Here is a 24,706-nt window from a genome sequence, read left to right as displayed (position 1 = left end):
TCACCCTCCGAAAGCGCACCCCATGCCCCGTTGGTCCGTCTCCCCCTCCCGTCGCGCCCTGCTGCGCGACGGCCTGCCGTCGTTCCTCCTCGCAGACACCGTCTGGGCCGCGTTCAGCGGTCCGACGGACGAGGAGTGGTCCGACTACCTCGTCCTGCGGCGTCGGCAGGGCTTCACCGCCCTGCTCATCAGCGTGTTGCCGATCGAGCACGACCGGTCCGAGGGTGGCCGTTCGCCCTACGCCGTCGTCGACGGGCGTCTGGACCTGTCCGCGGGCGATCCCGGCTACTGGCCGCGCGCGGTCCGGCTCCTCGAGCAGGCGGTCGAGCACGGCTTCACGCCGATGCTGGTCCTGTTGTGGAACAACTTCGTCCCGGCGACCTGGGGAGCGGGCCTCACGCCCCAGCTGGTGCTCGACGAACAGCAGACACTCGACCACGTGCGCGATTCGGTCGAGCGGTTCGCACGGTTCGAACCGATCTGGATCGTGTCGGGCGACGACGACCTCGATGCCGATGAGGCCATCGCCCGCTACAGCCTCGCCGCGTCCGAGGTGCGCCGACTGGTACCGGAGGCGCTCGTCACTTGGCACAGCACCCCGACCGCGCGCATGCCGGAAGACCTCGCGAACGGTCCGCTGCTCGACCTGCACGGCCTGCAGTCCGGGCACAACGAGGACTGGGACACGCTGCCGCAGACCCTCACCCGATACGTGGACGGCCTCGCGGTCACGCGGCCGATCATCGATCTGGAACCCTGTTACGAAGGGCTCGGTCGATTCGCCGGCCGCGCGAGGCACTCGCGCGCGGACATCCGGCGGGCGAGCTGGACGGGCGTCGTGGCAGGTGCTGCGGCCGGACTCGGCTACGGCGCGCACGGGGTGTGGTCATGGCATCGTCGCGGGAGCGCGTTCACGGCCGAGGCGGTCCACGGCGTCCCGTTCCCCGCCGCCGTCGCACTCGGCTTCCCGGGAGCGGACGACGTCGGCTTCCTCCGACGGGTCGTCGAGGCCGAGGGGCTGTCAGAACTCCGCGAGGACCGCGCGCTCCTCGAGTCCGAACCCTCGGGCGCCGTGGCTGGTCGGGTGGACGAGCACCTCGTCGCCGTGTACGCGCCGTCGGCGTTCGCGCTGACGTGTCGACTCGATCCCGCTTCGGTGGCGTCGGTCACCGTCTACGACCTCGACGAGCGCCGGCAGGACGCCGCGGAATGGACCGCGGTCGCTGGCGAGGACGGCACCGGGCGTATCCGCCTCGAGCAGCCCGAGTTCCCGGGCGACGCGTTGTTCGTGATCCGCGTCGAGCACGGGACGGCCGCGGCGTGACGTCCCCCACCGAGCCCGCGTCGGTGACGATCCGAACCCACGGCCTCCGGGTCCGGGTCGTCGCCCTCGGCGCGCGGATCGACTCGATCCTGCTCGAGGAGGCCGGTCTGGAGCTGCTGTACCGGACGCCATGGGCAGACGCCGGAGGATCCGAGTGGGGCATGTCCTCCTCGAGCGCCCTCTGGCACCGTGATTACGCCGGTGGCTGGCACATGCTGCTGCCGTCGGCGGGCGATCCCGATCCGCGGGCTCCCGTCGAGCAGCCGTTCCACGGTGAGGCCGCCTGGCGGACCTGGTCACTGCGGCAGGACGGTGACACGGTGGTCGCCGAAGTGCTGCTGCGCACCGTGCCCGTCCGGGTCGTCAGGACGGTGTCAGTGACCGAGGGCCGGGTCACGGTCGACACCGTGCTGCGCAACGTCGGGATGGACGCGACCCGCCTGATGTGGGTCGAACACCCCGCGTTCGCGGGCGAGCTGTTCGACGACGCGGAGCTCCTCGTCGACGGCGGCGCGGTCGGTCTCGTGTCGGCACCGGGCTCTGTGTTCGCGGACCTGCCGGTCACGACCGGGACGGTCGAACTCCGGTCACGTTCCAGCGGCGTCGGGCTGCGACTCGGTTTCGACGTCACCGTCCATCCCCGGGTGTTCGTCTGGCAGGAGCGTCGCGGCGAGCGCGGATTCCCCTGGTGGGGTGCCGGTGATGCCGTCGGTTTGGAGCCGGCATCCGACCCGTACGGCGATCCGGCCGACGGCGTCGGTTCGGTGCGCCTCGCGGTCGGCGAGGAGCGCTCGACCCGGTTCGAGCTCGACGTCGACCGCCTCGGATGAGCCTCGGGATCGCCGCCCGGTACAATCGATCCGCGATGTCTAGAAAAGCGATTTCCCTGCAGGATGTGGCCGCCATCGCCGGGGTCTCCGTCTCGACCGCATCGAAGGTGTTGCGTGGTCAGGGCAAGGCCTCGGACGCCACGCGCGAGCGCATCCTCGAGGCCGCGGCGCGACTGGACTACCAGCCGAACGCCCTCGGCCAGTTCCTCGCGCAGGGACGCAGCGCGACGATCGGTGTGCTGACGCTCAACGCCCCCGGCGCGTTCACGATGCCGGTCCTCACCGCCGCGACGACGACCCTCGGCGCCCGCGACCTCTCGGTCCTCGTGTCCGACTCCCGTCTCGACCGCTCCCTCATGGCCGCGACCGTCCGGAAGCTGCGCGCCCGCAACGTCGACGGCCTCCTCGTCATCGGCGACGGCAGCGGGACCGAGATGCGTTCGGTCACCGACGGGTTCGCGGTGCCCGTCGTCTACGCCTACGGTGCCTCGGACGATCCCGGGGACGCCTCGTTCCTGCACAACGGCCGCCTGGCCGGCGAGCTCGCGGGACGACATCTGCTGGGCCTCGGTCGCCGTCGCATCGCGCACATCGGTGCCTCGCTCGACGACCGCTCCGCCCACGACCGGGCGGAGGGACTGCACCGCGCGCTGGACGAGGCCGGGGTCGAGCTGGTCGGCGGGACGGGGCTCCACGGCGACTGGTCCCGGGCCTGGGGGCGTCAGGCGGCACAGCGACTCATCGAGGCCGGACACGACGTCGACGCGGTGTTCTGCGCGAACGACACCATCGCACTCGCCGCCATCGAGGTCTTCCGGGAGGCCGGTCGCCGGGTGCCCGAGGACATCGCCGTGGTCGGGATGGACAACCTCGCCGGCCTCATGGGTCAACGGGACCGGACCCTCACGACGATCGACCCGCTCCTCCACGACGTCGGCCGTGCTGCGGCCGGCTATCTCGCCGATGCGATCGCCGGTGGCACCTACGTCCCGGGGGTGCACTTCGTGGACGGCGAGCTCATCGAGGGCGAGTCGACCGGGTCCCCGGCCTGAGGTCGGTCCGGGCGGGTCTCGACGACCCGCCCGGCCGCCGTCAGGACAGCTTCTCGAGCTGCTCCTGGTACTCGGCCCGCACCTTGTCGTTCGTCGACTGCTTCCACGAGGCGATCCCCGACTTCACGGCGTCGAAGCTCGTGCGGCCCAGGATGTACTCGTTCATCGTCGACGACAGGTTGTTCGTCGCCGATGCGGTCTTGCCGGCGGTCTCCGAGTAGAGGCCGGTGATCGGACTCTTCTGGAGCATGGGAGCGGCTTTCTGCTGCCACTCGTGCGAGCGCCGCAGCCGCTCCTCCATCGGCACGGCCGTCGCGAGGATCTGCGGTGCCGCCGCGAGTCGGTTGAGCGAGGTCGGGCCGATCTGCGCCGACCCCGCCTCGGTGAGGACGACGCGACCGTCCGCCTCCCGGGTGTGGTGCTCGCCCTCGACGCCGTACTGCAGGAAGAACCCTTCGGTGCTGCCGTAGGGGGCCGCGAGGTGGTTGAGCAGAGTCAGCAGCTCCTTCACGCGCGCCTCGTCCGCCTGTTTGATCGCCGTGAACGAGAACATCGACGAGCCCTGGTAGACGATGCCGTCGCCGCCGTCCGCCGCGAACGGCAGGATCGCGTCGTAGACCACACCCTCCGGCGCACCGGGGTCGATGATGGCCGAGATGCCGTCCTGGTGCATGAGGACGGTGCCATTGGCCATGTAGGTCTTCGCCTGCGAGCCGGAGATGCTCGGGGTGTCCGGGTGGTAGTACCCGGCGTCCTTCAGCTCCTTGATGTACGAGAGCGTCTCGAGCCACCGGTCCGACTCCCACTTGTGGACGAGCTTCGACCCCTTCAGCTCCCACCCGTTCGGGACCCCGAACATCGCACCGATGAAGTCGTACCCCCAGTCGACGCTGTCGCCGTTGCTCTGCCCGCTGATCGCGTAGCGGTTGCGCTTGGCGTCGGTGACCGCCTTGCACAGCTCGGTGAAGTCGTCCTTCGTCTTGGGGGCGGGCTCCGCCCCGGTGAGGTCCTTGATGACGTCCGGACGCGAGATGAGCATGTTGCCGAAGGGTGGCCGGTTCACCGGGACACCGTAGATCCGGCCGTTGATCCGGCAGCCCTCCCACGACGGCGTGGGCAGGTTCGCGAGGTTCGGGTACGTCTTCACGTTGTCGCCCGAGAGGTGGTCGGAGAGGTCGGCGAACTGCGCTTTGAGCAGCTGCGGGTAGGACGGCGGCAGCTGGAACGCGAGGAACTCGACGAGGTCCGGCACGCTTCCACCGGCCATGACCGTGGCGAACTTGGGTGCGAAGGAGTCGGCGGGGACCACCTGGAGGTCGAGTTTGCACCCGAGTTGCTTCTCGGCCGCCTGGAGGTAGCTGTTCGAGGCCGGCGCCGGCGGGCTGTACGAGATGACGAAGCCCGACACCGTGCCGCTGATCGCCGTCTTCCCCGACACCGAGGTGAACAGCTCCGACTCCTTCGGCGCGGAGTAGTACACCGGCTGGACCGTCGCCGAGCCGGCGAGATCGGGGGTCGGTCCCTTCGTGATCGGCACGTAGGTGGGCAGCGGGACGAGGGCTCCGGATCCGGCGGCTCCCGAGGTCGCACCACCGGGGGTGCAGCCGGTGAGCGCGGACCCGAGGCCGAGGACCGCGAGGCCGACGCCGGCCGCGGTGAGGAAGGTGCGGCGGGACAGGCCTGGGGTGGTGTCGTTCATCGTGGTCTCCTTCGAGGTGAGGCGAGCGCCTGGGGCGCTGGTCGGATCCCGGCGACGATGCCGGGTCGGTGGGTGCGGATCGGTCAGCCCTTGACGGCGCCGGTCAGCACGCCCTTCGTGAGGTGGCGTTGCACGAGCGGGTAGGCGATCAGGATCGGGACGATGGCGATGAGCACCACGGCCATCTGCAGGGACTCGGCGGGCGGCAGCACGGAGGCGTCCGAGGCTCCCCCGACGAGCGAGGACCCCTGCAGCACGTACGTCCGGAGGACGAGCTGCAGCGTCCACTTCGAGGTGTCGTTGATGTAGAGGAGGGCGTTGAAGAACGCGTTCCAGTACCCGACCGCGTAGAAGAGGGCGACGACGGCGATCACCGCGCGGGACAGCGGCAGGACGATCGTGCCGAGGATACGGAACTCCCCGGCGCCATCGATCTTCGCGCTGTCGATGAGCTCCTGCGGGATGCCCATCATGAAGCCGCGGACGACCACCATGTTGAACACGCTGAACGCACCGGGCAGGATGAGCGCCCAGACGTTGTCGAGCAGTCCGAGCTGCTTGACCATCAGGTACAGCGGGATGAGGCCCGGCGTGAAGAGGAAGGTGGCGAGCACGATCATGAGCACCGGGCGCTGGAAGAACGACCGTCGACTGAGGGCCCACGCCGCCGAGACCGTGCAGACCAGGCTGATGAGCGTGCCGACGACGGTGACGAACAGCGTCACCAGGATCGCCCTGGTCACCACCCCGCCGGCGAGGATCTGCTGGTAGGCGTCGAGCGTGAACGACTTGGGCCACACGACGTAGCCGCCGGCGGCCGTGACGTCCTCGGCGGTCGAGACGCTCGTGGAGACCACGATGAGGAACGGGAAGAGGATGACGGCGAGGATCACGACGATCGCGAGCGCCTTGAGCGCGAGGACGACGGGCTTCGGCTTCCCCGCCCAGACCGGTCGGACGATGGTGCTCATGATTTGGAATACACTCCCTGCTCGCCGAGCATGTGCGCCGCTTTGTTGGCGACGAGGATGAGGATGAGACCGACGAGGCCCTTGATGAGGCCGGCGGCGATGCCGGTGCTCCAGTTCCCGTCGATGACGCCGTGGTAGTAGACGTAGGTGTCGAGCACTTCGGCGGCCCCCGGCCCGACGGCGTTGCGTTGCAGGATGATCTGCTCGAACCCGACGGACAGCGCCTCGCCCAGTCGCAGGATGAGCAGGAGCACGATGATGGGTCGGATGCCGGGCAACGTGATGTGCCAGAACCGGCTCCAGGCGCCCGCGCCGTCGATGGCGGCGGCCTCGTAGAGGGAGTCGTCGATCGCCGCGAGTGCCGCGAGGAAGATGATCGTGCCCCAGCCCGCGTCCTTCCAGATCACCTGTGAGGAGAGCAGCAGCTTGAACGTCGCCGGATCCGACATCACCGAGACGGTGCCGAGGTCCAGCTGCCGCAGCCAGGTGTTGAGGACACCACCGGAGCCGAGGCTCTGCTGGAAGAAGCCGACGACGATGACCCAGGACAGGAAGTGCGGCAGGTACAGCACCGACTGCACGATGGAGCGCAGCCACGGCCAGGTCAGCGAGTGGATGAAGATGGCCAGCGCGATCGGTACGGGGAAGAACAGCACCAGTTGGATGAAGGTGATCTGGAGGGTGTTGGAGACCGCGTTCCAGAACGCCTGGTCGGTGAACAGCGCCGTGAAGTTGGCGAAGCCCACCCACGGGCTGTCCGGGATCGGGATGTAGGGCTGGTAGTCCATGAACGCGATGACGTTCCCCAGCAGCGGGATGTACACGAACAGCAACAGCAGCACGACCGCCGGGGTCACCATGACGAGCAACGGTGCGTCGCGACGGAACTGCATCCGGAACGGCACGCGGCGTCTCGTCGGCCGATCACCGGACCCGGCGGGGGCGATCGGTGGTCGGATGGTCTCCGGCCGATCGGTCGTCGTCGCGCTCACAGCAGCTCCCTTGCTCACGGCGGATGCCAGGTTTCGGGCCTCCGCGCCGTTCTCTCGAACGTTGGACATCATTCGCGGGGCCGCTGTGTAAAGTCAACATCATTCAATCATCCGAACAGGAATCGAACATCGGAGTTCATCATGGAGCTGTCGCAACGACACGAGCGCATCCTCGCCGAGCTGCGCATCCACGGCAGTCTCTCGGCAGCGGACTTCGCCGAACGGATGGGCATCTCGACGATGACCGTCCGGCGCGACCTCCGCGAGCTCGGTGAACAGGGTCGGCTCCGCCGCGTGCACGGTGGCGCGGTGTCCGTCGACACGCAGCCGACGACCGGGATGCCTCACCGGCCCGGTGCTCGGCCGACCCCGGCTCCGGGGGCGGCCGACACCCTGTTCACCTTCGGGTTCGTCGTCCCAGACCCGAGCTACTACTTCCCGACGATCGTCGCCGGTGCGGTCGAGCGCGCCCAGTCGCTCGGTGGACGGATCGTCCTCGGCGTCTCCCGCTACGACCCCGACCGCGAGCGTGATCAGATCGAGCGCCTCCTCGTCGGCGGGGTGGACGGCCTGCTCGTGACGACGTCGATCCTCGACGCCCACCCGACGCTCGAGCTGCTGGAGCGGTCGCCGGTGCCGGTCGTCCTCGTCGAGCGCTCCGTCGCCGAGTCCGCGATCGGCGACGGCCTGGAGTTCGTGCGCACCGACCACGCCGCCGGGGCGGTCATGGCCCTGCGTCACCTGGCCGGACTCGGCCACGAACGCATCGGGATGGCCGCCTTCGACACCCCCACGACGCCCTCGCTGCGTCTCGGCTTCGAGCGGGCCGTGCGCCAGCTCGGACTGCGCGAGGACGCCAGCACGGCCATCATCGACGACCAGCAGGGCGTCGGCGAGCAGACGCGGCGATACCTGGAGGCGTGCGTGGCGTCCGGGACGACGGCGGTGTTCCTGCACTCGGACCACTACGCCGTCGAGTTCGCGGATGCCGCGCTCGACCTCGGCCTGTCCATCCCCGGGGACCTGTCGATCGTGGCCTACGACGACGAGGTCGCCGGCCTGGCCAGGGTGCCGCTCACGGCCGTCGCACCGCCCAAACGCGACATCGGCAGGTTCGCGGCCACGATGTGCTTCGAACGCATCTCGGCCGCAGCCCAGACGGGGTTCGCCGCGCGCCACACGAGCCTGCGGCCGAGCCTCAGCCTCCGGGAGTCGACGGCACCGCCTCGCTGAGGTACGGGTTGTTCGTTTGCTGTTCGTTTGAACGCGAGTGCTTGACAGGCTCAGGCGTCGCGCACTGGGATTGAGCCTGCTGTCGAGACGACCAGGAGGCGACGATGCTGCAGAGCGAGAGCGCCCTCCGAGGCACGGTCGGCTTCCTCATGCCGGAGGGCACCTTCGAGCGGGTGTTCTCCGAGCTCGACCTCGCACGCCTGCGGTCCGAGTCGCGCCTCCATCTCCTGTCCGACCGCCCGCTCCGCCCGGAGCGCGTCGACGACCGCGCGCTGTTGGCCGAGGCCGAGGTGCTCGTGACCGGCTGGGGGTCCCCGGCGCTGGACGAGCCGCTCCTGCGGATGCTCCCGTCCCTGCGCGCGGTGGCCCACTCGGCCGGCAGCGTCCGCGGCATCGTCACGGACGCCCTGCTCGACCGTCACGTGTCGCTGACGTCGAGCGCCGCGGCCAACGCGGTACCGGTGGCCGAGTTCACCGTCGCGATGATCGTGCTCGCCGCCAAGCGGACGTTCTGGGCGGCGGAGACGCTGCGGTCCTCGAACGCCCCCGTCGACGCCGAGCGGGCCTGGCCGACCGTCGGCAGCCACGGCATCACCGTGGGGGTCGTGGGGGCCTCGCGCATCGGTCGGCTCGTCATCGAACGGCTCGCCTCCCTCGACGTACGGGTGCTCGTCGCCGACCCGACGCTCGACCACGAGCAGCAGCTCGCCATCGGCGTACCCTGCGTGCCCCTCGAGGAGCTGGCCGCACGCAGCGACATCGTCACCCTCCACGCGCCGGCGCTGCCCTCGACTCGGCACCTCGTCGACCGCGGACTCCTCCGGCTGATGCGTCCCGGCACCACCGTCATCAACACCGCCCGTGGCGACCTCGTCGACCACGAGGCCCTCGCCGATCGCCTCGAACGCGGCGACCTCGTCGCGATCCTCGACGTGACCTCCCCCGAAATCCTGCCGTCGACCTCACGGCTGTGGTCGACGCCGAACACGGTCATCACGCCCCACATCGCCGGCTCGGCCGGGAACGAACTCGGCCGGCTCGCCACCAACACCGTGGACGAGGTCCTGCACCTCGTCAGGACCGGTGCCTTCCGACGACCGATCACCATCGCCGCGCTCGCGCTCCAGGCGTGAGCGGGCCACCGAACCGCACACCACTGAACCGCAGACCACCGAACCGCAGACCACCGAACCGCAGCAGAGGCCAGACCATGCCCCTCCCAGCAGCCACCAGCGCGCCGACCACCACGAGCTTCGCCGAGCAGTTCACGCCGCGGGCGCGCCGAGCCCTGCGCGTCGGGAGCTGGCGCGCAGGGCCGCCGGTCGGAGACCGCACCGCCTGGGACCGGGTCTCGGAGCGGGACCGGACGGCGTTGCTCGCCGCCGCGCGGCACTGGTGCGTCGAGGCCGACCGCAACCCGCCCACGCTGTCCCTCTGGGCGCGGTACAGCTCCGACGGCGACCGGACCCCCTACGAGACGGCGCAGCAGGCGCTCCTCGGTGCGGTCGCCTCGTCCGCGCTCGCCCTCGGTTCGACCGACGACGAGGCCTGGGTCCGCGAGCTCGGCGACCGCGTCTGGCGGCTCTGCGAGCTGACCGCGTGGTGTCTGCCCTCCCACTACGCCCTGCCGGAGTCCGGCGAGCGCCCGTTCCTCCCGATCCCTGGCCGCGACATCCTCGACCTGTCCGACGCCTACGTGGGCGGCATGCTCGCCGCGGTGGACACGATCGCCGGTGACCGCCTGGAGGTGGCCTTCCCCGGGCTGCGCTCGCGGGTGCACACGGAGATCCGGCGTCGCGTGCTGGACCCGTGGCGGAACGAGGTGGACTTCTGGCACGGGCTCGACGGCCCGCCGAACAACTGGGCGCCGTGGATCGTCTCGAACGTCCTCGTGTGCTCGGCGGTGGTCGAGACGGACCCGGACGAGCTGGCGTCGTCGATCGACCGCGCACTCGTCATCCTGGACCGGTTCCGAGCGGGCTACGCCGATGACGGCAGCTGCGACGAGGGGGCGACCTACTGGTGGTGGGCGGGGGCGACGCTGTTCGAGGCGCTCGACCTCCTCGGCGAGGTCACCGAGGGCGCGTTCGACGGGTTCGCGGTCGCGCCGGTGGCCGCGATGGCCCGCTTCCCGATGGTGATGCAGCTCTCCGGCGAGTCACAGGTCAACTTCTCGGACGGGTCCGCGAGCCTGCCGACGAATGCGACCTGGAACCTGCTCGCCCGCTTCGGCGAGCGCGTAGGCGACGACGAGGTGGCGGCCCACGCCCGCTGGATGGGGCGCTCGCATCCGCTCGGCTTCTCGGGGCAGTTGGCTCCGTTGTTCCGCCGCACACTCGCGGAGCTGCTCGACCCGGCGTGGACCACGGCCGGCGACGCCACGCCGGGGATGCCCTCCTCTTGGTACGCACCGGGAACGGAGGTGGCGGTGTTCCGCGAGCACGCCGGTCGCATGGACGGGTGGGCGGTCGCCGCGAAGGGCGGTCACAACGACGTCAGTCACAACCACAACGACGCCGGCGGCGTGATCGTCTCGTTGGACGGCGCACCCGTCCTCATCGACGTCGGCGTGGGCGTGTACCACCGCGACACCTTCATGCCCGACACCCGCTACGGCATCTGGACCATGCGGAGTGCGTTCCACAACGTGCCGCTCCCCGCAGGTGTCGAACAGCCGTATGGCCGGGGGTTCGCGGCGAGTGGGACGCGGTTCTCCGACGGTGACGGACGCGCGGTCCTCGCCATGTCGCTCCTGGGCTCCTATCCGGCCGAGGCTCGGCTGACGGCGCTCGACCGCACGGTGTCGCTCGACCGCTCGGCCGGCACCGTCCTGATCGAGGACGACTGGGCGTTCTCGGAACCGATGCGGATGACGCTCACCTTCCTCACCGCCGTCGAGCCGATCGTCACGGGCTCCGGGATCCAGGTCGGCGATGCGCGCCTGGAGACCGACCCCGCGTTCGAGACTGCGGTGGACCGGATCGACATCGACGACCCGAAGCTCCACGAGGTCTGGGGGTCGGCCGTCTTCCGGCTGTGCCTCGTGCAGCGGGACCCGGCGATGGCAGGAGCGCACGCGCTGCGGGTGCGCCGCGCGGAACAGTACCCGGAACCGGGAGCACCGATGGAGGCCCCACGATGACGCCCGACCCGCTCCCGCCGTTCCGTTTACCGGCCGCGGACCCCGTCGCCGCACCCTTCACCGGGTGGACGCGGGCGCACTGGGAGGCCACGGCCGACCGGTGGCTGGCGGAGGTCCGCCGGTTCGAGAGCCCGCTCGGCGGCATCCCTCGGCTGCCCGGTCGGGTCACCCGCGACGGCGTCGCCCGTGAGGGCATGGAGGCGGTCGGTCGCTCCTTCCTCCTCGCCGCACCGCGGATGGCCGGCGGTGGAGACGGCGATGGTGACGGGGTCGAGGACCTCGTCGCCTGGTACAGCTGGGCGCTCCTCGCCGGTACGGCCCCGGACGGTCCGGAGTCCTGGCCGCTGGGCGTGACGTGTCGGGCCCCTGGCACGGGCGTCACCAACTCGATCGTCGAGGCGGCGAACATCGCGTTCGGCCTGTACGTCAGTCGCGACCGGCTGTGGGCGGGGCTCACTCGGAAGGAGCAGGTGCAGATCGCCGACTGGCTGCGCCACCATGCGCGCCTCGAGGTCTGGCACAACAACTGGCAGCTCTTCCCGGCGATGGCGGAGGCATTCCTCCGCTCCGTCGACGAGGACGTCACCGGGCTGAACGGCACGCGGAACGTCGCCCGGGTCGAGTCGTGGCACCTGGAGCAGGGCTGGTACACCGACGGTCCGGAACACGCGATCGACTACTACAACGCTTGGGCGATCCATCCCTACCTCTGGGCCTGGTACCGCATGACCGACCGCACGGGCACGGCCGACGGCTCGCGGCATCTGGAACGGCTGCACGACTTCACCGGATCCTTCGCGCGCATGGTCGCGCCGGACGGGTCGATGGTGCACATCGGTCGCTCGCTGAGCTATCGGACGGCCGCCCTCGCCGCGCTCTGGTGCGCCGAGCTCTCGGGGGTGAACCCGTTGAGTCCCGGCGCGACGCGACGCCTGGCCTCCGGGGTGGTCTCGGGGTTCGTCCGGCACGGCGTCGGCGTCGACGGCCCGCTGAGTCTCGGTTGGTACGGACCGTGGGAGCCCACCGCGCAGAGCTACAGTGGCTTCGGTTCGCCCTACCTCGCGGGCATCGGGTTCCTCGGGCTCGCCATCGACCGCGACGACCCGGTGTGGACGGCTCCGGAACGCTCGCAGCCGACCGACGGGCCGCCGGAGACCACCGTGCTGCCGGCGGTCGGATGGATCCTGCGCTCCCAGCGGGACGGTGTCGTAACGCTCGCCAACCATGGCAGCGACCACTGCGAGATCCCCGTGGAGCCCTCCCGCGCCGACGCGGACGATCCGCACTACGCCAAGTTCGGGTACTCCTCGCACACGGCTCCGGGGACGAGCGCGGCGTGGGAGGAGAACGTCGACGGCCATCTCGCGTTGCTCGACGAGGACGGGCGGGCGAGTCGTCGCGCCGCGATCCGCGGGATGCGGACCGTCGGCGAGATCTCCGGCTCGGTGCACCTCCCACAGCTCGACGGCCGGGTGTGGCCGGGCTGCGCCGTCACCACGGTCAGCATCGTCCGCGGCGATCAGGAGCTCCGCGCGCACCTGGTCGAATCGACGCGCGCCTGGACCGTCCGCGAGGGCGGTGCGGCCGTCGCCGACGACGCCATCCTGCGCACCGAGGTCGATCCCGCTGTGGCCGCGCCTCGGGCCACGGTGGTCGGTCGCGACGGGCTCGCAGCGACCATCGTCGGGCTGCACGGTTGGGACCGCGCGGAGGCCGTCGCCTACCGTGACGCGAACGCGTTCGGTCCCCACTCAGCGGTCCCGGCGCTGTACGCCGCCAGCACTCCGGGGCACACCGTCCTGGCCGCACTCCACACCCTCCGCTTCGACGACGGCGAGACACCCGACCTCCCGGTCGCGGTGGACGTGACCGGGACCCGACTGGTCACACGGTGGACCGACGGAGCCGTGCACGACGTCGACCTCGCCACCTTCGTCCCCTGGGACGGCCAGCTCGCACGCCCGTCCGTGGACTGACCACGCACCCATCCGAAAGGCCCCCATGTCCATCGACACCCGACAGCCCGTCGTCCACCTGCGATCGCGCGCCGTGAGCGTCGTTATCGACCTGCGCGACGGTCGCCTGCCGTCGATCGCGCACTGGGGAGCCGACCTCGGTCCGCTCGACGATCGGGAGCTCGCCGATGTCGTGCGCGGTGCGGAGCGGTTCGTCACGGAGAACGCACCCGATCGACCGACCCGCCTCGCGGTGCTTCCAGAACAGAGCGAGGCCTGGCTCGGCCGGCCGGGCATCACCGGCAGCCGGGACGGCCGCGACTGGTCGCCGCTGTTCACAATGAGGCCGGCGCTGGTCACCTCCCGCACGGTCACCGTCGACGGCGAGGACGCCGAGGCGGGGCTGGCCGTCCGGGTCGAGTTCGAGCTGAGCGAGGCCGGCCTGCTGCGCGTCCGCGCCACGCTGCGCAACACCTCCGACGATGTCTACCGACTCGACGATCTGCATCTGGCTTTGCCAATCCCGGCCAGGGCGCGCGAGGTGCTCGACCTCGCGGGCCGGTGGGGCAAGGAGCGGACGCCGCAGCGCGGCCCACTCCGCGTGGGCGCCTGGGTCCGCGAGGACCGCCGCGGACGGACCGGCCCCGACACCCCGCTCGTGCTGAACGTCGGCGTCCCGGGCTTCGGTTTCGCCGCCGGTGAGGTGTGGGGCGTGCACGTGGGGTGGAGCGGCAATCAGCGACACGTCGCGGAACGGCTCTCGACCGGTGACCAGGTGATCGGCGGTGGCGAGCTGCTCCTGCCGGACGAGGTCCGCCTCGGCTCCGGCGAGGCCTGAACGAGCCCGTGGGTGTACGGGGCCTACGGTGACGGGCTCGATGAGCAGGCCGCACTGTTCCACGAGCACCTGCGTGACGCGCCGAGTCATCCGGTCCGCGACCGGCCGCTCACGCTCAACGTGTGGGAGGCGGTCTACTTCGATCACGACGTCGACGCCCTCGTGGAGCTGGCGGAGGTCGCCGCGTCGCTCGGGATCGAACGCTTCGTCCTCGACGACGGCTGGTTCCGGGGTCGGCGGCACGACCGGGCCGGTCTCGGTGACTGGTACGTCGACGAGGAGGTGTGGCCGGACGGACTGCGACCGCTCGTCGATCGGGTCCGCGCGCTCGGGATGGAGTTCGGTCTGTGGTTCGAACCGGAAATGGTGAACCTCGACTCCGACCTCGCCCGCGAACACCCGGACTGGATCATGCAGACGGGCGGTCGACTGCCGATCCCGGCGAGGAATCAGCAGGTCCTCGACCTCGGCCGTCCGGAGGCCTTCGCGTACGTCCTGGAACGGATGACCGCGATCCTCACCGAGGTCGACATCGCGTACGTGAAGTGGGATCAGAACCGCGACCTGGTCGACGCCGGGTCCGCACCCGACGGCGGGGCCGGTGTGCACCGTCAGACGACGGCCGTCTACCGGTTGATGGACGGACTCGCGGACCGCTTCCCTGAGCTGGAGATCGAGTCCTGCTCCTCCGGCGGTTCGCGGGTCGACCTCGGCGTCCTCGAACGGACCCACCGGGTCTGGGCCTCCGATTGCAGCGACCCGCTCGAGCGGCAGCAGATCAACCGTTGGACCGCTCAGCTGGTCCCGCTCGAGCGCCTCGGTGCGCACATCGCGTCCGGTCGGTCGCACACGACGGGCAGATCGCACGAGCTGTCGTTCCGGGCCGCGACGGCGCTGTTCGGTCATCTCGGGGTCGAGTGGGATCTGCGGCAGGCCTCCCTGGCGGAACTCGCGGAGTTGGCCGACTGGTTCGCGCTCTACCGCTCGACCAGGGCCCTGCTGCACACGGGGCGGCTCGTCCGTGAGGACGTGGTCGACGACGCGCTCCAGATCACGGGGGTGGTGGCCGCGGACCGGTCGGAGGCGTTGTTCTCCCTCGCATTCCTCGGGCGTTCCGACGTCGCGAGGATCGGGCGGTTCACGCTCCGCGGCCTGGACCCGGAGCGTCGCTACCGGGTCCGGCCGCTGCGCATCGGCGAGCCCTCAGGAGGGCGCACCGTCCCCGCCTGGTTCGGTGAACCGGACGGCGTGGACGGTCCGCACGCCGGTTGGACCGGCGTGGTGATGTCCGGGACGACCCTCCTCCACGCCGGCCTGCAGACCCCGGCGACCCCGCCCGAACGGGCGTGGATCGTCGAGGTCGCCGCGGTCGACGACTAGGGCAGCACCACCTCATCCTGGTTGAGCACCCTCGGGTGGAAGTAGGTGTTCTGGATCTCGGTGTTCGAGTTGTTGCCGCGCAGCTGCTCGGACCAGATCATGAAGTACGACCAGCGCGTCTGGGACTGCAGGAGGTTGGCGTCGGGCACCTTGCCCATCTCCGCGATGGCGATCGGCTTCGTCCCGGCGATCGACTGCAGCTGCTGGTAGTCGGCGGTGCTCGGGTAGTTCTTGTACCAGACGTCGAGCGAGACGACGTCGACGTAGGAGTTCCCGGGGTAGTAGCCCGACCACCCGCCCTGCGGGTTGTCCTGGACGTTCCAGACCCAGATGAGGTTGTCGAGGCCCTGGGCGTCGAAGTAGTCGCGCATCTGCTGGAAGATCTTCGCGCCACCGTTCGCGCCGGAGCGGCCACCCCACCAGTTCCAGGTCTCGTTCATCTCGTGGAACGGTCGGAAGAGGACGGGTATCCCGGCGTCCTTGAGCTGCCGCAGGTACGGCACCACCTCGGCCATCCGCTGTCGCCAGGTCGTGTTGAGCGCGGTGCCTCCCGTCACGATCTGCGTGAACTGGGCGTTCGAGATCTGGGTCTTCACCCCGCCGTCGAACTCGCAGGTGGAGGGTCCGGTCGGTGAGCAGGCGTGCCAGGTGAGGGCGACGAGCGAGCCGTTCGCCCACTCCGTCTTCGCCTGGTCGATCACCCGCTGTCGGTTCGCGGCGTCCTGCCCGCGGAACATGAGGTCACCGCCCCAGAGCCCGGGATACTGCCCGGTGATGTCCTTCACCTGCTGGGTGTACTGGCCCGGCAGGCTCGCCGGTTCCTTGTTGTGCTGGCCCGACACGATGTTCGTCCCGGCGATCGTTTTGAGGTGCTGGATCACCGTGGCCTTGTTCTTCGCGGGGAACGCCTCGGCGTCCACCGGTTGCGCGACGGCGGAGCCGACGAGGCCGAGGACGAGCGCGGCGCCCAGTGCGATGCGCGTCCTCCGGGTGTGCGATGTCATGTCCATCTCCTTTCCGCCCTGCGTCGTCGGAGGGCGGCGACCCCAGGATCGCGGTAGGGGTGGGGTGCCGTCAAGGACTTTCATAAATTACTGCTTAAACTCATCGCGATGGCGGCGGCTCCGGGCGGGGCCTGGCGAGGAGCGGTAGCATCGACGGATGTCGAACGCCGGACCGCCCGAGATCCTCCGCCTCACGGCCTTTGCCGCCGAGGCCGGCGGCGGCAATCCCGCGGGGGTCGTGCTCGACGCCTCGACGCTCACCGAGGCCGAGATGCAGGCGATCGCCACCGAGGTCGCCTACCCGGAGACGGCCTTCGTCGTCGATCCCGGTGTCGACGGTGACGACCGGCACGTGCGGATGCGCTACTTCTCCCCCGGCGCCGAGGTGCCGTTCTGCGGTCACGCGACCATCGCGACCGCGGTCGCCCTCGCGGAACGGCGTGGCGTCGGGCGGTTCACTCTGGAGACGAACGTCGGGCCGCTCGTCATCGAGACGGCCTCCGACGCAGACGCCGACACGACCGGCGGCACCGGCTCGATCACCGCGTCGTTCACGAGTGTCGAGCCCACCCTGCGTGAGCTCGACGCCGAGATCACCGATCGGCTGCTGTCGCTCCTCGGGCTCGAGCGTTCCGACCTCGACGAGCGGTGGCCGCTGCGTGAATCGTTCGCCGGCAACCGGCACCCGGTCGTCGCCGTCAGAGACCAGGACGCCTTCGACGCCTTCACCTTCGATCCGGCCGCGCTGCGCCGACTGATGGACGAGCAGGGCTGGGCCGGAACGGTGACCGTGGTGCACGGCCACGGTCTCGACGACGCCGGGCGCCTACTCGTCGAAGCCCGCAACCTCTTCCCCGTCGGAGACATCACCGAGGACCCGGCGACCGGCTCCGCCGCGGCCTCACTCGGCGGTTATCTGCGCGCACTCGGCCTGGTCACCCCGCCTGCGCAGGTCGTCATCCGGCAGGGCCATCACGTCGGCGCACCCAGTCTGCTGACGGTCGACGTCCCCACCACGGGCGGCATCACCGTGACGGGGACCGCGCAGGCGATCGCAGCTCCTTGAGCAGCGGCCACCATAGACCGATGAGCCGTGGCTCGGACTCGCGCTAGCATCGAGCCAGTCGCGGCCGGGCGGCCTCCGGAGGGGATGGACATGTTCACAGCTGGTGGATCGAAGCGGGGGCGCACCGCGGGCCTCGGCGTCATCGGTGCAGCAGTGCTCGCGCTCGCCCTCGCGGGATGCGCCTCCGGGGCCGAAAGCGGCGCCGACCCCTCGACCACTGCGTCCGGCGAGTCCGGCGACGCGGTCGGCGTGGTCGGCGTCTGGGGAGACGCCGACGCACAGAACACCCCGTCGCTGGTGTTCGCGGAGGACGGCACGGTGACGGGGACCGACGGGTGCAACCGACTGATGGGCTCGTGGACGGCCGACGGCGGAACGGTCGAGTTCGCGCCGCTGGTGTCCACGCGGATGGCCTGCGAGGGAGTCGACACCTGGTTGTCGGGCGGAGCGTCCGGCACCTGGACTGACACGGAACTCGTCGTCCTCGACGGGAGCGGCACGGAGATCGGCACGCTCGAGCGCTCGGAGTGAACCGGCCTTCCGGGCTTGCCTGGTGTTCGCCGGTGGGTGCGAGAGGATCATCGGGTGGATGCGGTCGAATCGTTGCGGGACGTGGGGCTGCGGGCTGCCGTGCGGGAGCATCTGCGCGGGTTGCCGCACGGCGCGGGCTCGGAGGGCTTGAGCGAGATCGTCGTCGATGAGGTGACGGTGCTGGATGGCATCGAGCGCTTCCACGGACTCCGACGACTCGGGCTGGAAGGCACGGATGTCGTCGATCTCCGTCCACTCGCAGGCCTTCGGGACCTCGAAGAGCTGTGGCTGAGCGAGACGCGCGTGACCGATCTCCGCCCACTGTCGGGGCTGCAGGCACTCACGGTGCTCGAGCTCGGCGATACGCCGGTCGTCGACATCGAGCCACTCCGACCGCTCCGCCGACTCGAGAAGCTGTGGTTGAACGGGACGAACGTCGCCGATCTCGACCCGATCCGTGTCCTCACGGGCCTGGTCACCGTCGGGGTGGCCGGCGCCCCGATCGAGGACTACCGGCCACTGGAGGCACTGGCGGAGCTGCAGACCCTGGTGGTCTCACGGTCGGCATCCGCGCACCTCGGGGCGCTGTCGCATCGTGGTGACCTGGACATCCTTTACCTCGACGAGTGACGTCGCTGGGGGCAGAGGAGAGTGGGCTCGACTGCTGGGTTCGAGCATCGGCGCAGCCTCCTCGTCCGGGATGCTGCGCCGCACAGATTCGACTCGGGGCGGACGGATGGTCCGGTGCTGGACATGTAGGGGTGAGATGACCCTGACGATGGAGGCATGATGACCAGGGAAGCGTTCGATGAACTCCTTGATCGGTCCGCGCTACCGGCTCGCCCGGCTGCGCAAGCGGACCTTGACGCGATGGCTGCGGATGCCCGCCGCCACACTCCCCGCGTATTCCGTCCGAAGGTCCTGATCACAGCGGGACTTGCGGCGGTCCTCGCGACGAGCGGAGCGAGTCTCGCAGCTGCCACCGGCCAGTTCTCCTGGGCGCCGTGGGCGCAGGAACCGATCGGTGCCGTGACCTTCACCATGGATGTCGGGTTTTCGTGCGAGCTACGGTTCTCCGAGTACACGGGGGGCGCGGATCCTGGCTACGTGGCCGAAGTGAACCGGATCCTGCGGGATTGGTATCGCTCGGCGGATGTGCGTACCGCCGTGGAGGCGATCGTCCCTGAGAAGCTGGACGAGGTCGACGGGCTTGAGTTGCAGCCGGGTGAGACGCTCGAGACGTTGCCTCCGGGGGAAGCGACGAACCGGGAATGGGCGCGTCAGTGGACCGCATGGGATGCGGCCGTGAACGACGCGGAGTGGGATGAGCTGAACGCACACGGTATCTCCGGCGGCGATCCCCGCATGAACGGGAGTGAGCGGAACGGTCAGATCAACTGCTTCGACGAGGACAACGCGCCCTACTCCTTCGGGTCCGGTTCGTGAAGCGAGCGCACGTCCGCATCACCACCGCGCTGAGCGAGTCGTCGGCGGACCTGCTCGCTTATCTGCAACGACGCGTCGGGTTCGATGAGGCCTCTGACCTCATCGGAGAGACGATGGTCGTCGCATGGCGCCGCGTCGACGACCTTCCCCTCGACGCGGAGCAGGCACGTATGTGGCTCTTCGGCATCGCCCGCACCGCACTGCTGAACCACTCTCGCGGGCAGCGCCGCCGATGGGCGTTGGCCGACCGCATCCGCGGTGATGCGCTGATGCCCGTCGTCGCGCCGGCCGCCGATGACGGTGCGGAGATCCGAGATGCGATCGGCCGTTTGGACCCTGACCTGGGTGAACTGGTGCGGCTGATCCACTGGGAGCGTTTGACGATCGTGCAGGCCGCTGGACTGCTCGGCATCGCCGACTCGACTGCGCGCACCCGATACGCGAGAGCGAAAGCGCAGCTCCGCGCGGCGCTCGGAGTGCCCGCGAGCTGAACCTGTCGCTGAAAGCGTCGTCAGCGTGCACCCGACCGCGATCACAGAACGCGTGTGCCGCCGCTCGAGGACGTCGCCGAGGCGCACCGGCTCGTCGAAGCCGGTGGACTGCGAGGACGGCCAGTGCTGATCTTCTATGCACACCGATATGCGCGTGATGAATCGCTGCGCGAGATGTCCCATCTCGGTTTAGTCGGCGTAGGCGCGATAGTCCTGCACCGCCGTGAACTCGGGATTGCGGGTCGCGTCGATGCCTCCATCGCGGAAGTTCCGGCCGATCTCGAACATCTTGTTGGACGAGGTCTCCTAGCTGTTCCTCCGCTCCGGGAGTCGTCTTCTACTCATATCTGCGGCCTCCACGACTAAGACCCAATCGTGACGATCGGGCTTGTCGGGGATCGCCCATGTACCAGCGGGTGCGTCGACATCGCCGGGTATGGTTGTCCATTCGCCGGTTGCGGGGTCGAACCACCGGGCGAGGTAGGGTACTTCGCCGAGTCCATGAAGGCTGCCCGTGGCGAGGTCGTCTTGGTAGAAGTAGACGACGTAGCGCGAGTTCCCGTCGCTGGAGAGGACGGATTCCTCAGGATGTGCGAAGGTCCCGAAGGTGTGGTCCCCATACCGGGGCAGGAGGCGCTGCCAATCCCCTAGCGTCTCGTAGAAGCGGCGGAGTATGCCCATCTGGTCCCCGCCTGGTTTGCGGATCCCGTCGAACCACGGGATTCCGTTCTGGAAGTCGTCCCACCCAGGAACGTCATAGTCCCACTTGATGGCCCACACCCCGGCGACCCCGTAGGTGTAGCCATAACTTCCACATTGGAGAGCCTTCCAGGCGGAGTGACGGGTGTCGTCGACCGTGACTGCCCAGATGTCCTCATAGTTCGCTTCTGTCTCGAGGAAGGGCTTCGTGGGTCTCTCGTCCCAGTACGAGCGGTAGTGCTCTTGCGTGCGTATGGAGTCGTGGCCACCCTGCGTGGGGTACCAGGTGTGCCAGGGCTGGTCACCGAACACCTTGGGCTCTCCGATCGCCCACATGTGCGCTCCGAGCGGGCGGTGGTAGCCGTCGTTGGCTGCGATCGTCTCGGCAACGGCCTGCCATGTCGACAGTTTTGCCGTTTCATCTTCGATATCGACCTCTTGCCCAGTGATCCAGATAATGGGGTGGGCTGCGTACCGAGCGAGGACGTAGCGGGTGAAATGGGTCATCGCCACGGGGCCGATCTGGCCGCTCTGAGTGTGGACACCGAGGCCCAGGGCGATGACGATGCCTTGGTCCGCGATGTAGTCCATCATGACGTCGAATTGATCGCGGAATGCGTCCGGGTCGAGATGGGTGTACTCCGCAGCCCACCAGTTGACGACCGGAACGTTTCCGCCACCGTCGTTGACGGCGGCGTCCGGATAGGTCTGATAGACGGTAAAGCCGCGCGCCTGATCACTGTCCACTACGGAATGAAACTGACTGGTGCCCGCCGCGTAAGGATTGTTGCTGGTGTCAAGGCGTTCGTAGTTGGCCGCTTGCCAGTGGGTGTTACCGAGCCAGAAGAACGGGGTTCCGTCGGCGTAGACGAATGCTCGACGGTCGTCGGATTCGCGGATGAACCCATGGCGGTAGATGGCGTGGTCGCCCGTGTAGGGAACAGCGTCGAGTTCGCCCGTCACGCGGTGCAGACCGGCGTTGGTCTCATCGCTCGCCGTAACCGTGTAGGTCCAGCGGCCTGTCTCGGTGGGAGCGAAGCGAACGGCGAAGGCGTCTCCTCCATCCCAGAAGCCGGGAAGCTCGATGACTTGGCCGCTCGGTCCCCGAAAATGGGCCGTGATGCTGACATCTGTGTCGGGGTGGGCGTACTCCTGCGTGCTCGTCAGTTGCACCTCGTGACGGGTCCATTGCTCGACTCGGTTCATCGCACGCGGCTTTCTTGACCGGCATCGATGCCGAATTCCGTGCGTACGGCCGAGAGGAAGGCCATCCCGTGTGTGGTGTCGGGGAGGAGAGCGGAGCCTTCCGTCCATTCGTTCCAGGCGTTGATGGTGATCATTGGATGATCGTTAGGGTGTCGCGCGATGAACTCGTGGGCTCGTTTGAGGGCTGCGGCGAACTGGGTGGGATCCTGGTCGAAGACCGGGAAGAAGGGGTATGTGCCGCCGCGAAATTCGACATCGGCCGAGATGCGTGGGGTGGAGTCCCAGCCGACGGTGACGTTGGGGTGAAACGGCACCGGCAGTTCTGCCGCGAGCCGTTCGTAGTCGTCGAACGCAAGCTCGGCGAGTTCTGCGGGGTCACCCTCCGGGAAACCTTGAGCGGCCATGTCCGCATGGTGCACCCAGACGTAAGAGGTCGCGCTGTCGAATCCGAGTTGGCTGATGAGCGTTGCGGGGTCCTGCACGGTGATCGCGGTGGGGAGAACGCCGAACCCCCAGACCACGGCGTCGAGATGGAGACCGGGGAACCCGGCGGCGACGACGCGATCACGGAACCATCCGAGCGCGTCGGCGGCGTCCGAGACGCCGCCCAATCCAGCGATGAAGTTGCCGATCTCGTAGAGAGAGAACCAGGGCCGGCCGTCGACAGTGAGGTAGTTCGACTGTACGAAGTACTTCTCGATGATGTGGTCCACCATGCGTTCGAAGGCGGCTCGGTCGACGGCGCCGTTCTTCAACTGAGGCGCCCGGCTCCGGTCGGTCGAGGAGTACGGGAAGATGTCGACCAGTTCGTGATTGGCCCACATCAGTGCGAAGTCGACGCGGTCTCGATTACGGGCCTGGAGGAGGCCGTTGTCCAGCTCGCCAGAGAGATAGGGGCCGTCGTCGTACCAGTAGTAGTCGACAAGGAACCCATCGACGCCGTGGTCGGCAGCGATGTCTATCTCCGCCTCCGCGACGGCGGGATTGGCCCCGTCCGTCCTCCCCGCCAGAGGAATGCGCGGCTGGCGGTGCCCAGGGAAGCGCGGCTGGGCGGCGTCCAGCAGCTTCCATTCGTCCCAACCGTCTCCGAACCATGCGATGTTACGCGGGTCCGCATGCCAATTGGGGAAGTAGTAAGCGAGAACTTTCGGACGTGTCAAGGGATTCTCCTGGTCGAGGGCTTATTTCAGGGCGCCGGCGGACATGCCTTGCCGGAACAGCCGCTGCATGAGGACGTAGGCGAGTACAACGGGCAGGCTGATGAGCACGCTCGCGGCAAAGATCTTGGGAGTGTCCACGAGCCGCTGACTCTGGAAATAGGTGGGCACCTGCGTGAGAACCTGCAGGTCGGTGTTCTGCACGAGGATGAGCGGGAGGAGGTACTCGTTCCAGGCGCTCAGAAACGTGAAGATCGCCACCACAGCGAGAATGGGACGGGCCAGCGGGATCAGGATGCGCACGAAGTAGGTCCAGTTACTGGCTCCGTCGACACGAGCTGCCTCATACAGTTCTACGGGTAGTCCGCGCACGTAATTGGTGGCGACCAGCGCCCCAAACGGAATCGAGATCGCGGTCAGCGGTACGATCACGGCCCAGTAGGTGTTCAAGAACCCGAGTAACTGGGCCGCGTAAAACAACGGCACCACGAGTGCGATTCCGGGGAGTGTCATGCCGCCGAGGATGAGCACCATCGCAACACTCGAACCACGTGGCCGGAGTGTGGCGACAGCATAGGCGGTCGCGATGGAGCACACGAGTACGAGAACGACAGTGCTCACGCTCACGATGACGCTGTTGAGCAGGAATCTCAGGAATGGTGTCGTGGAGACGACGACCAAATAGTTGTCCAGCCCCTGGCCCTGAACTGACGTGACTACGATCATCACGAGCGGCGCGATGAGCAGCGCCAACGCGATGATGACCAGTCCTTGGCTGATGATCCGGCCCGCGATTCGTTGATGGGAGAACATGATCAGTTGACCTTCCTGGACGTGAGGCGCACCTGCAGGACAGCGAAGATGAGGGCGAGCACCACGAGTGCCATCGACAGCGCCGCGCCGTAACCGGCATGGAACTGCTCGATCACTTGTCGGTAGATGTAGCCCGTGAGCACCTGCGTGCTCGTTCCCGGGCCGCCCGCTGTGGTGAGGTAGACGAGGTCGAAGGTCTTCAGCGCGCTGATAACACCGAGTACCACGAGAACAAGGTGCGAGCCCGACAGCAGCGGCGCCACGATAAGGCGGAGAAGCTGGAGACTCGAGGCGCCATCGATCCGCGCGGCTTCGATGATTGACGTGTCGATCTGCCCCATCGCCGCGTCGTAGATGAGGAAGCTGTATCCGGTGTACTGCCACACGTTGATGAGGATGATCGCAGTGAGTGCGGTATTGGGGTCGGCCAGCCAAGCCTGCTCGATGTTCTGCCCGGTCACGATCGACAGTAGGTCGTTGATCGACCCGTCAGGGGTGAGGAGAAACCGAAAGGACGTCGCAACGACAGCGGGCGCGAGAACCACCGGAACGAAGGCGAGCGTCCGCAGCAGCCCCCGCAGCACGGTGCGGGTGCGCACCAAGGTCGCGAGCACGAACCCGAAGAGCATCTGGAGCGCGATGGTGGCTACCGCGAAGGCGAAGGTGTTGCGAAGCGCAGTCCAGAAAACCGGATCTTGAAGGAGCTTGACGTAGTTGCCGACGCCGACCTGCGAGGCGTCGGGAGACACCCCGTTCCAGTCCAACGTGGAGTAGTACGCATTGGCGACGATGCCGACGTGGACGACGCCGACGACAAGGATGAGAGCGGGGAGCAGGTAGAGATACGAGCTCAACGCTACGCGTCGTGAATTCACTG

The 24,706-nt window shown here is 68.6% G+C and carries 23 protein-coding genes; 14 read left to right on the top strand and 9 right to left on the bottom strand.

What is annotated here, in order from left to right; all coding sequences use genetic code 11:
- The first annotated feature begins 22 nt into the window (after positions 1-22).
- From BWO91_RS02090 to BWO91_RS02080, 3 genes are read left to right on the top strand one after another with little or no spacing between them, the layout of a single operon-like run.
- Positions 23-1,324: a DUF4038 domain-containing protein gene (locus tag BWO91_RS02090; RefSeq protein WP_079000926.1), complete on the top strand. Its 1,302-nt coding sequence runs from the start codon at positions 23-25 to the stop codon at positions 1,322-1,324.
- Between the two features lie 23 nt (positions 1,325-1,347).
- On the top strand, positions 1,348-2,154 hold the full coding sequence (locus BWO91_RS02085) for a hypothetical protein (RefSeq protein WP_205847563.1): 807 nt from the start codon (positions 1,348-1,350) through the stop codon (positions 2,152-2,154).
- Positions 2,155-2,189: 35 nt separating this feature from the next.
- The gene (locus BWO91_RS02080) at positions 2,190-3,206 is read left to right on the top strand and encodes a LacI family DNA-binding transcriptional regulator (RefSeq protein ID WP_064295998.1); all 1,017 of its coding nucleotides are present in this window, start codon (positions 2,190-2,192) and stop codon (positions 3,204-3,206) included.
- A 40-nt stretch (positions 3,207-3,246) separates the two neighbouring features.
- Here BWO91_RS02080 and BWO91_RS02075 read toward each other — a convergent pair whose 3' ends face one another.
- The 3 genes from BWO91_RS02075 to BWO91_RS02065 form a co-directional block, all read right to left on the bottom strand.
- A complete protein-coding gene (locus tag BWO91_RS02075) occupies positions 3,247-4,905 on the bottom strand; it encodes an extracellular solute-binding protein (RefSeq protein WP_079000920.1) in 1,659 nt (552 codons plus the stop codon).
- Positions 4,906-4,988: 83 nt separating this feature from the next.
- Positions 4,989-5,876 (bottom strand): carbohydrate ABC transporter permease, encoded by an 888-nt coding sequence (locus tag BWO91_RS02070; RefSeq protein WP_079000918.1) that lies wholly within the window; start codon positions 5,874-5,876, stop codon positions 4,989-4,991.
- The gene (locus BWO91_RS02065) at positions 5,873-6,868 is read right to left on the bottom strand and encodes an ABC transporter permease (RefSeq protein ID WP_231884373.1); all 996 of its coding nucleotides are present in this window, start codon (positions 6,866-6,868) and stop codon (positions 5,873-5,875) included. Before BWO91_RS02065 ends, BWO91_RS02070 begins: the two co-directional genes overlap by 4 nt.
- 141 nt (positions 6,869-7,009) lie before the next feature.
- On the opposite strand from BWO91_RS02065, the gene BWO91_RS02060 reads away from it, so the two are divergent.
- The 6 genes from BWO91_RS02060 to BWO91_RS20160 all read left to right on the top strand — a co-directional run bounded on the left by BWO91_RS02060 (position 7,010) and on the right by BWO91_RS20160 (position 15,416).
- Positions 7,010-8,101 carry a substrate-binding domain-containing protein gene (locus BWO91_RS02060; protein ID WP_071261284.1) on the top strand — a complete coding sequence of 364 codons (1,092 nt, stop codon included), beginning with the start codon at positions 7,010-7,012 and terminating at the stop codon, positions 8,099-8,101.
- Between the two features lie 104 nt (positions 8,102-8,205).
- Entirely contained in the window at positions 8,206-9,234 is a 1,029-nt protein-coding gene (locus tag BWO91_RS02055; protein WP_079000916.1) for a hydroxyacid dehydrogenase, read from the top strand.
- 77 nt (positions 9,235-9,311) lie between these two features.
- On the top strand, positions 9,312-11,243 hold the full coding sequence (locus BWO91_RS02050; protein WP_079000914.1) for a heparinase II/III domain-containing protein: 1,932 nt from the start codon (positions 9,312-9,314) through the stop codon (positions 11,241-11,243).
- Positions 11,240-13,219 carry a DUF2264 domain-containing protein gene (locus tag BWO91_RS02045; RefSeq protein ID WP_079000912.1) on the top strand — a complete coding sequence of 660 codons (1,980 nt, stop codon included), beginning with the start codon at positions 11,240-11,242 and terminating at the stop codon, positions 13,217-13,219. Before BWO91_RS02050 ends, BWO91_RS02045 begins: the two co-directional genes overlap by 4 nt.
- 25 nt (positions 13,220-13,244) lie before the next feature.
- Positions 13,245-14,036: a glycoside hydrolase family 36 N-terminal domain-containing protein gene (locus BWO91_RS20165; protein ID WP_240555644.1), complete on the top strand. Its 792-nt coding sequence runs from the start codon at positions 13,245-13,247 to the stop codon at positions 14,034-14,036.
- 12 nt (positions 14,037-14,048) lie between these two features.
- On the top strand, positions 14,049-15,416 hold the full coding sequence (locus BWO91_RS20160; RefSeq protein ID WP_240555642.1) for an alpha-galactosidase: 1,368 nt from the start codon (positions 14,049-14,051) through the stop codon (positions 15,414-15,416).
- On the opposite strand, the gene BWO91_RS02035 is transcribed toward BWO91_RS20160, so the two are convergent.
- Positions 15,413-16,420 carry a glycosyl hydrolase gene (locus tag BWO91_RS02035; protein WP_205847562.1) on the bottom strand — a complete coding sequence of 336 codons (1,008 nt, stop codon included), beginning with the start codon at positions 16,418-16,420 and terminating at the stop codon, positions 15,413-15,415. The genes BWO91_RS20160 and BWO91_RS02035 overlap by 4 nt on opposite strands.
- A gap of 157 nt (positions 16,421-16,577) precedes the next feature.
- On the opposite strand from BWO91_RS02035, the gene BWO91_RS02030 reads away from it, so the two are divergent.
- The 5 genes from BWO91_RS02030 to BWO91_RS02010 all read left to right on the top strand — a co-directional run bounded on the left by BWO91_RS02030 (position 16,578) and on the right by BWO91_RS02010 (position 19,954).
- Complete coding sequence (locus BWO91_RS02030) at positions 16,578-17,486, top strand: PhzF family phenazine biosynthesis protein (RefSeq protein WP_079000908.1); 909 nt, start codon at positions 16,578-16,580, stop codon at positions 17,484-17,486.
- Between the two features lie 90 nt (positions 17,487-17,576).
- Positions 17,577-18,017 carry an META domain-containing protein gene (locus BWO91_RS02025; RefSeq protein ID WP_079003794.1) on the top strand — a complete coding sequence of 147 codons (441 nt, stop codon included), beginning with the start codon at positions 17,577-17,579 and terminating at the stop codon, positions 18,015-18,017.
- Between the two features lie 54 nt (positions 18,018-18,071).
- Complete coding sequence (locus BWO91_RS02020; protein ID WP_079000906.1) at positions 18,072-18,647, top strand: leucine-rich repeat domain-containing protein; 576 nt, start codon at positions 18,072-18,074, stop codon at positions 18,645-18,647.
- 156 nt (positions 18,648-18,803) lie between these two features.
- Positions 18,804-19,463, top strand: a complete 660-nt coding sequence (locus BWO91_RS02015; protein ID WP_079000904.1) for a hypothetical protein — start codon at positions 18,804-18,806, stop codon at positions 19,461-19,463.
- Positions 19,460-19,954 carry an RNA polymerase sigma factor gene (locus tag BWO91_RS02010; protein ID WP_079000902.1) on the top strand — a complete coding sequence of 165 codons (495 nt, stop codon included), beginning with the start codon at positions 19,460-19,462 and terminating at the stop codon, positions 19,952-19,954. The genes BWO91_RS02015 and BWO91_RS02010 overlap by 4 nt, the downstream gene beginning before the upstream one ends.
- Positions 19,955-20,143: 189 nt before the next feature.
- Here the strand turns inward: BWO91_RS02010 and BWO91_RS19540 are convergent, their stop codons facing one another.
- From BWO91_RS19540 to BWO91_RS01990, 5 genes are read right to left on the bottom strand one after another with little or no spacing between them, the layout of a single operon-like run.
- On the bottom strand, positions 20,144-20,242 hold the full coding sequence (locus tag BWO91_RS19540) for an amino acid--tRNA ligase-related protein (protein WP_153303351.1): 99 nt from the start codon (positions 20,240-20,242) through the stop codon (positions 20,144-20,146).
- Between the two features lie 18 nt (positions 20,243-20,260).
- On the bottom strand, positions 20,261-21,859 hold the full coding sequence (locus BWO91_RS02005) for a DUF4038 domain-containing protein (RefSeq protein WP_167620424.1): 1,599 nt from the start codon (positions 21,857-21,859) through the stop codon (positions 20,261-20,263).
- The gene (locus BWO91_RS02000) at positions 21,856-23,019 is read right to left on the bottom strand and encodes a glycoside hydrolase family 99-like domain-containing protein (RefSeq protein ID WP_079000898.1); all 1,164 of its coding nucleotides are present in this window, start codon (positions 23,017-23,019) and stop codon (positions 21,856-21,858) included. Before BWO91_RS02000 ends, BWO91_RS02005 begins: the two co-directional genes overlap by 4 nt.
- A 21-nt stretch (positions 23,020-23,040) precedes the next feature.
- Positions 23,041-23,829 carry a carbohydrate ABC transporter permease gene (locus BWO91_RS01995; RefSeq protein WP_079000896.1) on the bottom strand — a complete coding sequence of 263 codons (789 nt, stop codon included), beginning with the start codon at positions 23,827-23,829 and terminating at the stop codon, positions 23,041-23,043.
- 2 nt (positions 23,830-23,831) lie between these two features.
- The gene (locus BWO91_RS01990; RefSeq protein WP_079000894.1) at positions 23,832-24,683 is read right to left on the bottom strand and encodes a carbohydrate ABC transporter permease; all 852 of its coding nucleotides are present in this window, start codon (positions 24,681-24,683) and stop codon (positions 23,832-23,834) included.
- Positions 24,684-24,706 lie beyond the last annotated feature (23 nt).

Origin of the sequence: Plantibacter flavus, from assembly GCF_002024505.1 — a bacterium.
Lineage (GTDB): Bacteria > Actinomycetota > Actinomycetes > Actinomycetales > Microbacteriaceae > Plantibacter > Plantibacter flavus_A.
The sequence above is the reverse complement of the archived record's forward strand: the minus strand, read 5'-3'. Positions and strand labels throughout refer to the sequence as shown.

What these genes read in the sequence shown, in the direction of transcription:
- BWO91_RS02090 (WP_079000926.1), top strand. Translation starts at nt 23, where the DNA reads ATGCCCCGTTGGTCCGTCTCCCCCTCCCGTCGCGCCCTGCTGCGCGAC.
- BWO91_RS02080 (WP_064295998.1), top strand. Translation starts at nt 2,190, where the DNA reads ATGTCTAGAAAAGCGATTTCCCTGCAGGATGTGGCCGCCATCGCCGGG.
- BWO91_RS02075 (WP_079000920.1), bottom strand. Translation starts at nt 4,905, where the DNA reads ATGAACGACACCACCCCAGGCCTGTCCCGCCGCACCTTCCTCACCGCG.
- BWO91_RS02070 (WP_079000918.1), bottom strand. Translation starts at nt 5,876, where the DNA reads ATGAGCACCATCGTCCGACCGGTCTGGGCGGGGAAGCCGAAGCCCGTC.
- BWO91_RS02060 (WP_071261284.1), top strand. Translation starts at nt 7,010, where the DNA reads ATGGAGCTGTCGCAACGACACGAGCGCATCCTCGCCGAGCTGCGCATC.
- BWO91_RS02055 (WP_079000916.1), top strand. Translation starts at nt 8,206, where the DNA reads ATGCTGCAGAGCGAGAGCGCCCTCCGAGGCACGGTCGGCTTCCTCATG.
- BWO91_RS02050 (WP_079000914.1), top strand. Translation starts at nt 9,312, where the DNA reads ATGCCCCTCCCAGCAGCCACCAGCGCGCCGACCACCACGAGCTTCGCC.
- BWO91_RS02045 (WP_079000912.1), top strand. Translation starts at nt 11,240, where the DNA reads ATGACGCCCGACCCGCTCCCGCCGTTCCGTTTACCGGCCGCGGACCCC.
- BWO91_RS20165 (WP_240555644.1), top strand. Translation starts at nt 13,245, where the DNA reads ATGTCCATCGACACCCGACAGCCCGTCGTCCACCTGCGATCGCGCGCC.
- BWO91_RS02035 (WP_205847562.1), bottom strand. Translation starts at nt 16,420, where the DNA reads ATGACATCGCACACCCGGAGGACGCGCATCGCACTGGGCGCCGCGCTC.
- BWO91_RS02030 (WP_079000908.1), top strand. Translation starts at nt 16,578, where the DNA reads ATGTCGAACGCCGGACCGCCCGAGATCCTCCGCCTCACGGCCTTTGCC.
- BWO91_RS02025 (WP_079003794.1), top strand. Translation starts at nt 17,577, where the DNA reads ATGTTCACAGCTGGTGGATCGAAGCGGGGGCGCACCGCGGGCCTCGGC.
- BWO91_RS02015 (WP_079000904.1), top strand. Translation starts at nt 18,804, where the DNA reads ATGATGACCAGGGAAGCGTTCGATGAACTCCTTGATCGGTCCGCGCTA.
- BWO91_RS19540 (WP_153303351.1), bottom strand. Translation starts at nt 20,242, where the DNA reads ATGTTCGAGATCGGCCGGAACTTCCGCGATGGAGGCATCGACGCGACC.
- BWO91_RS02005 (WP_167620424.1), bottom strand. Translation starts at nt 21,859, where the DNA reads ATGAACCGAGTCGAGCAATGGACCCGTCACGAGGTGCAACTGACGAGC.
- BWO91_RS01995 (WP_079000896.1), bottom strand. Translation starts at nt 23,829, where the DNA reads ATGTTCTCCCATCAACGAATCGCGGGCCGGATCATCAGCCAAGGACTG.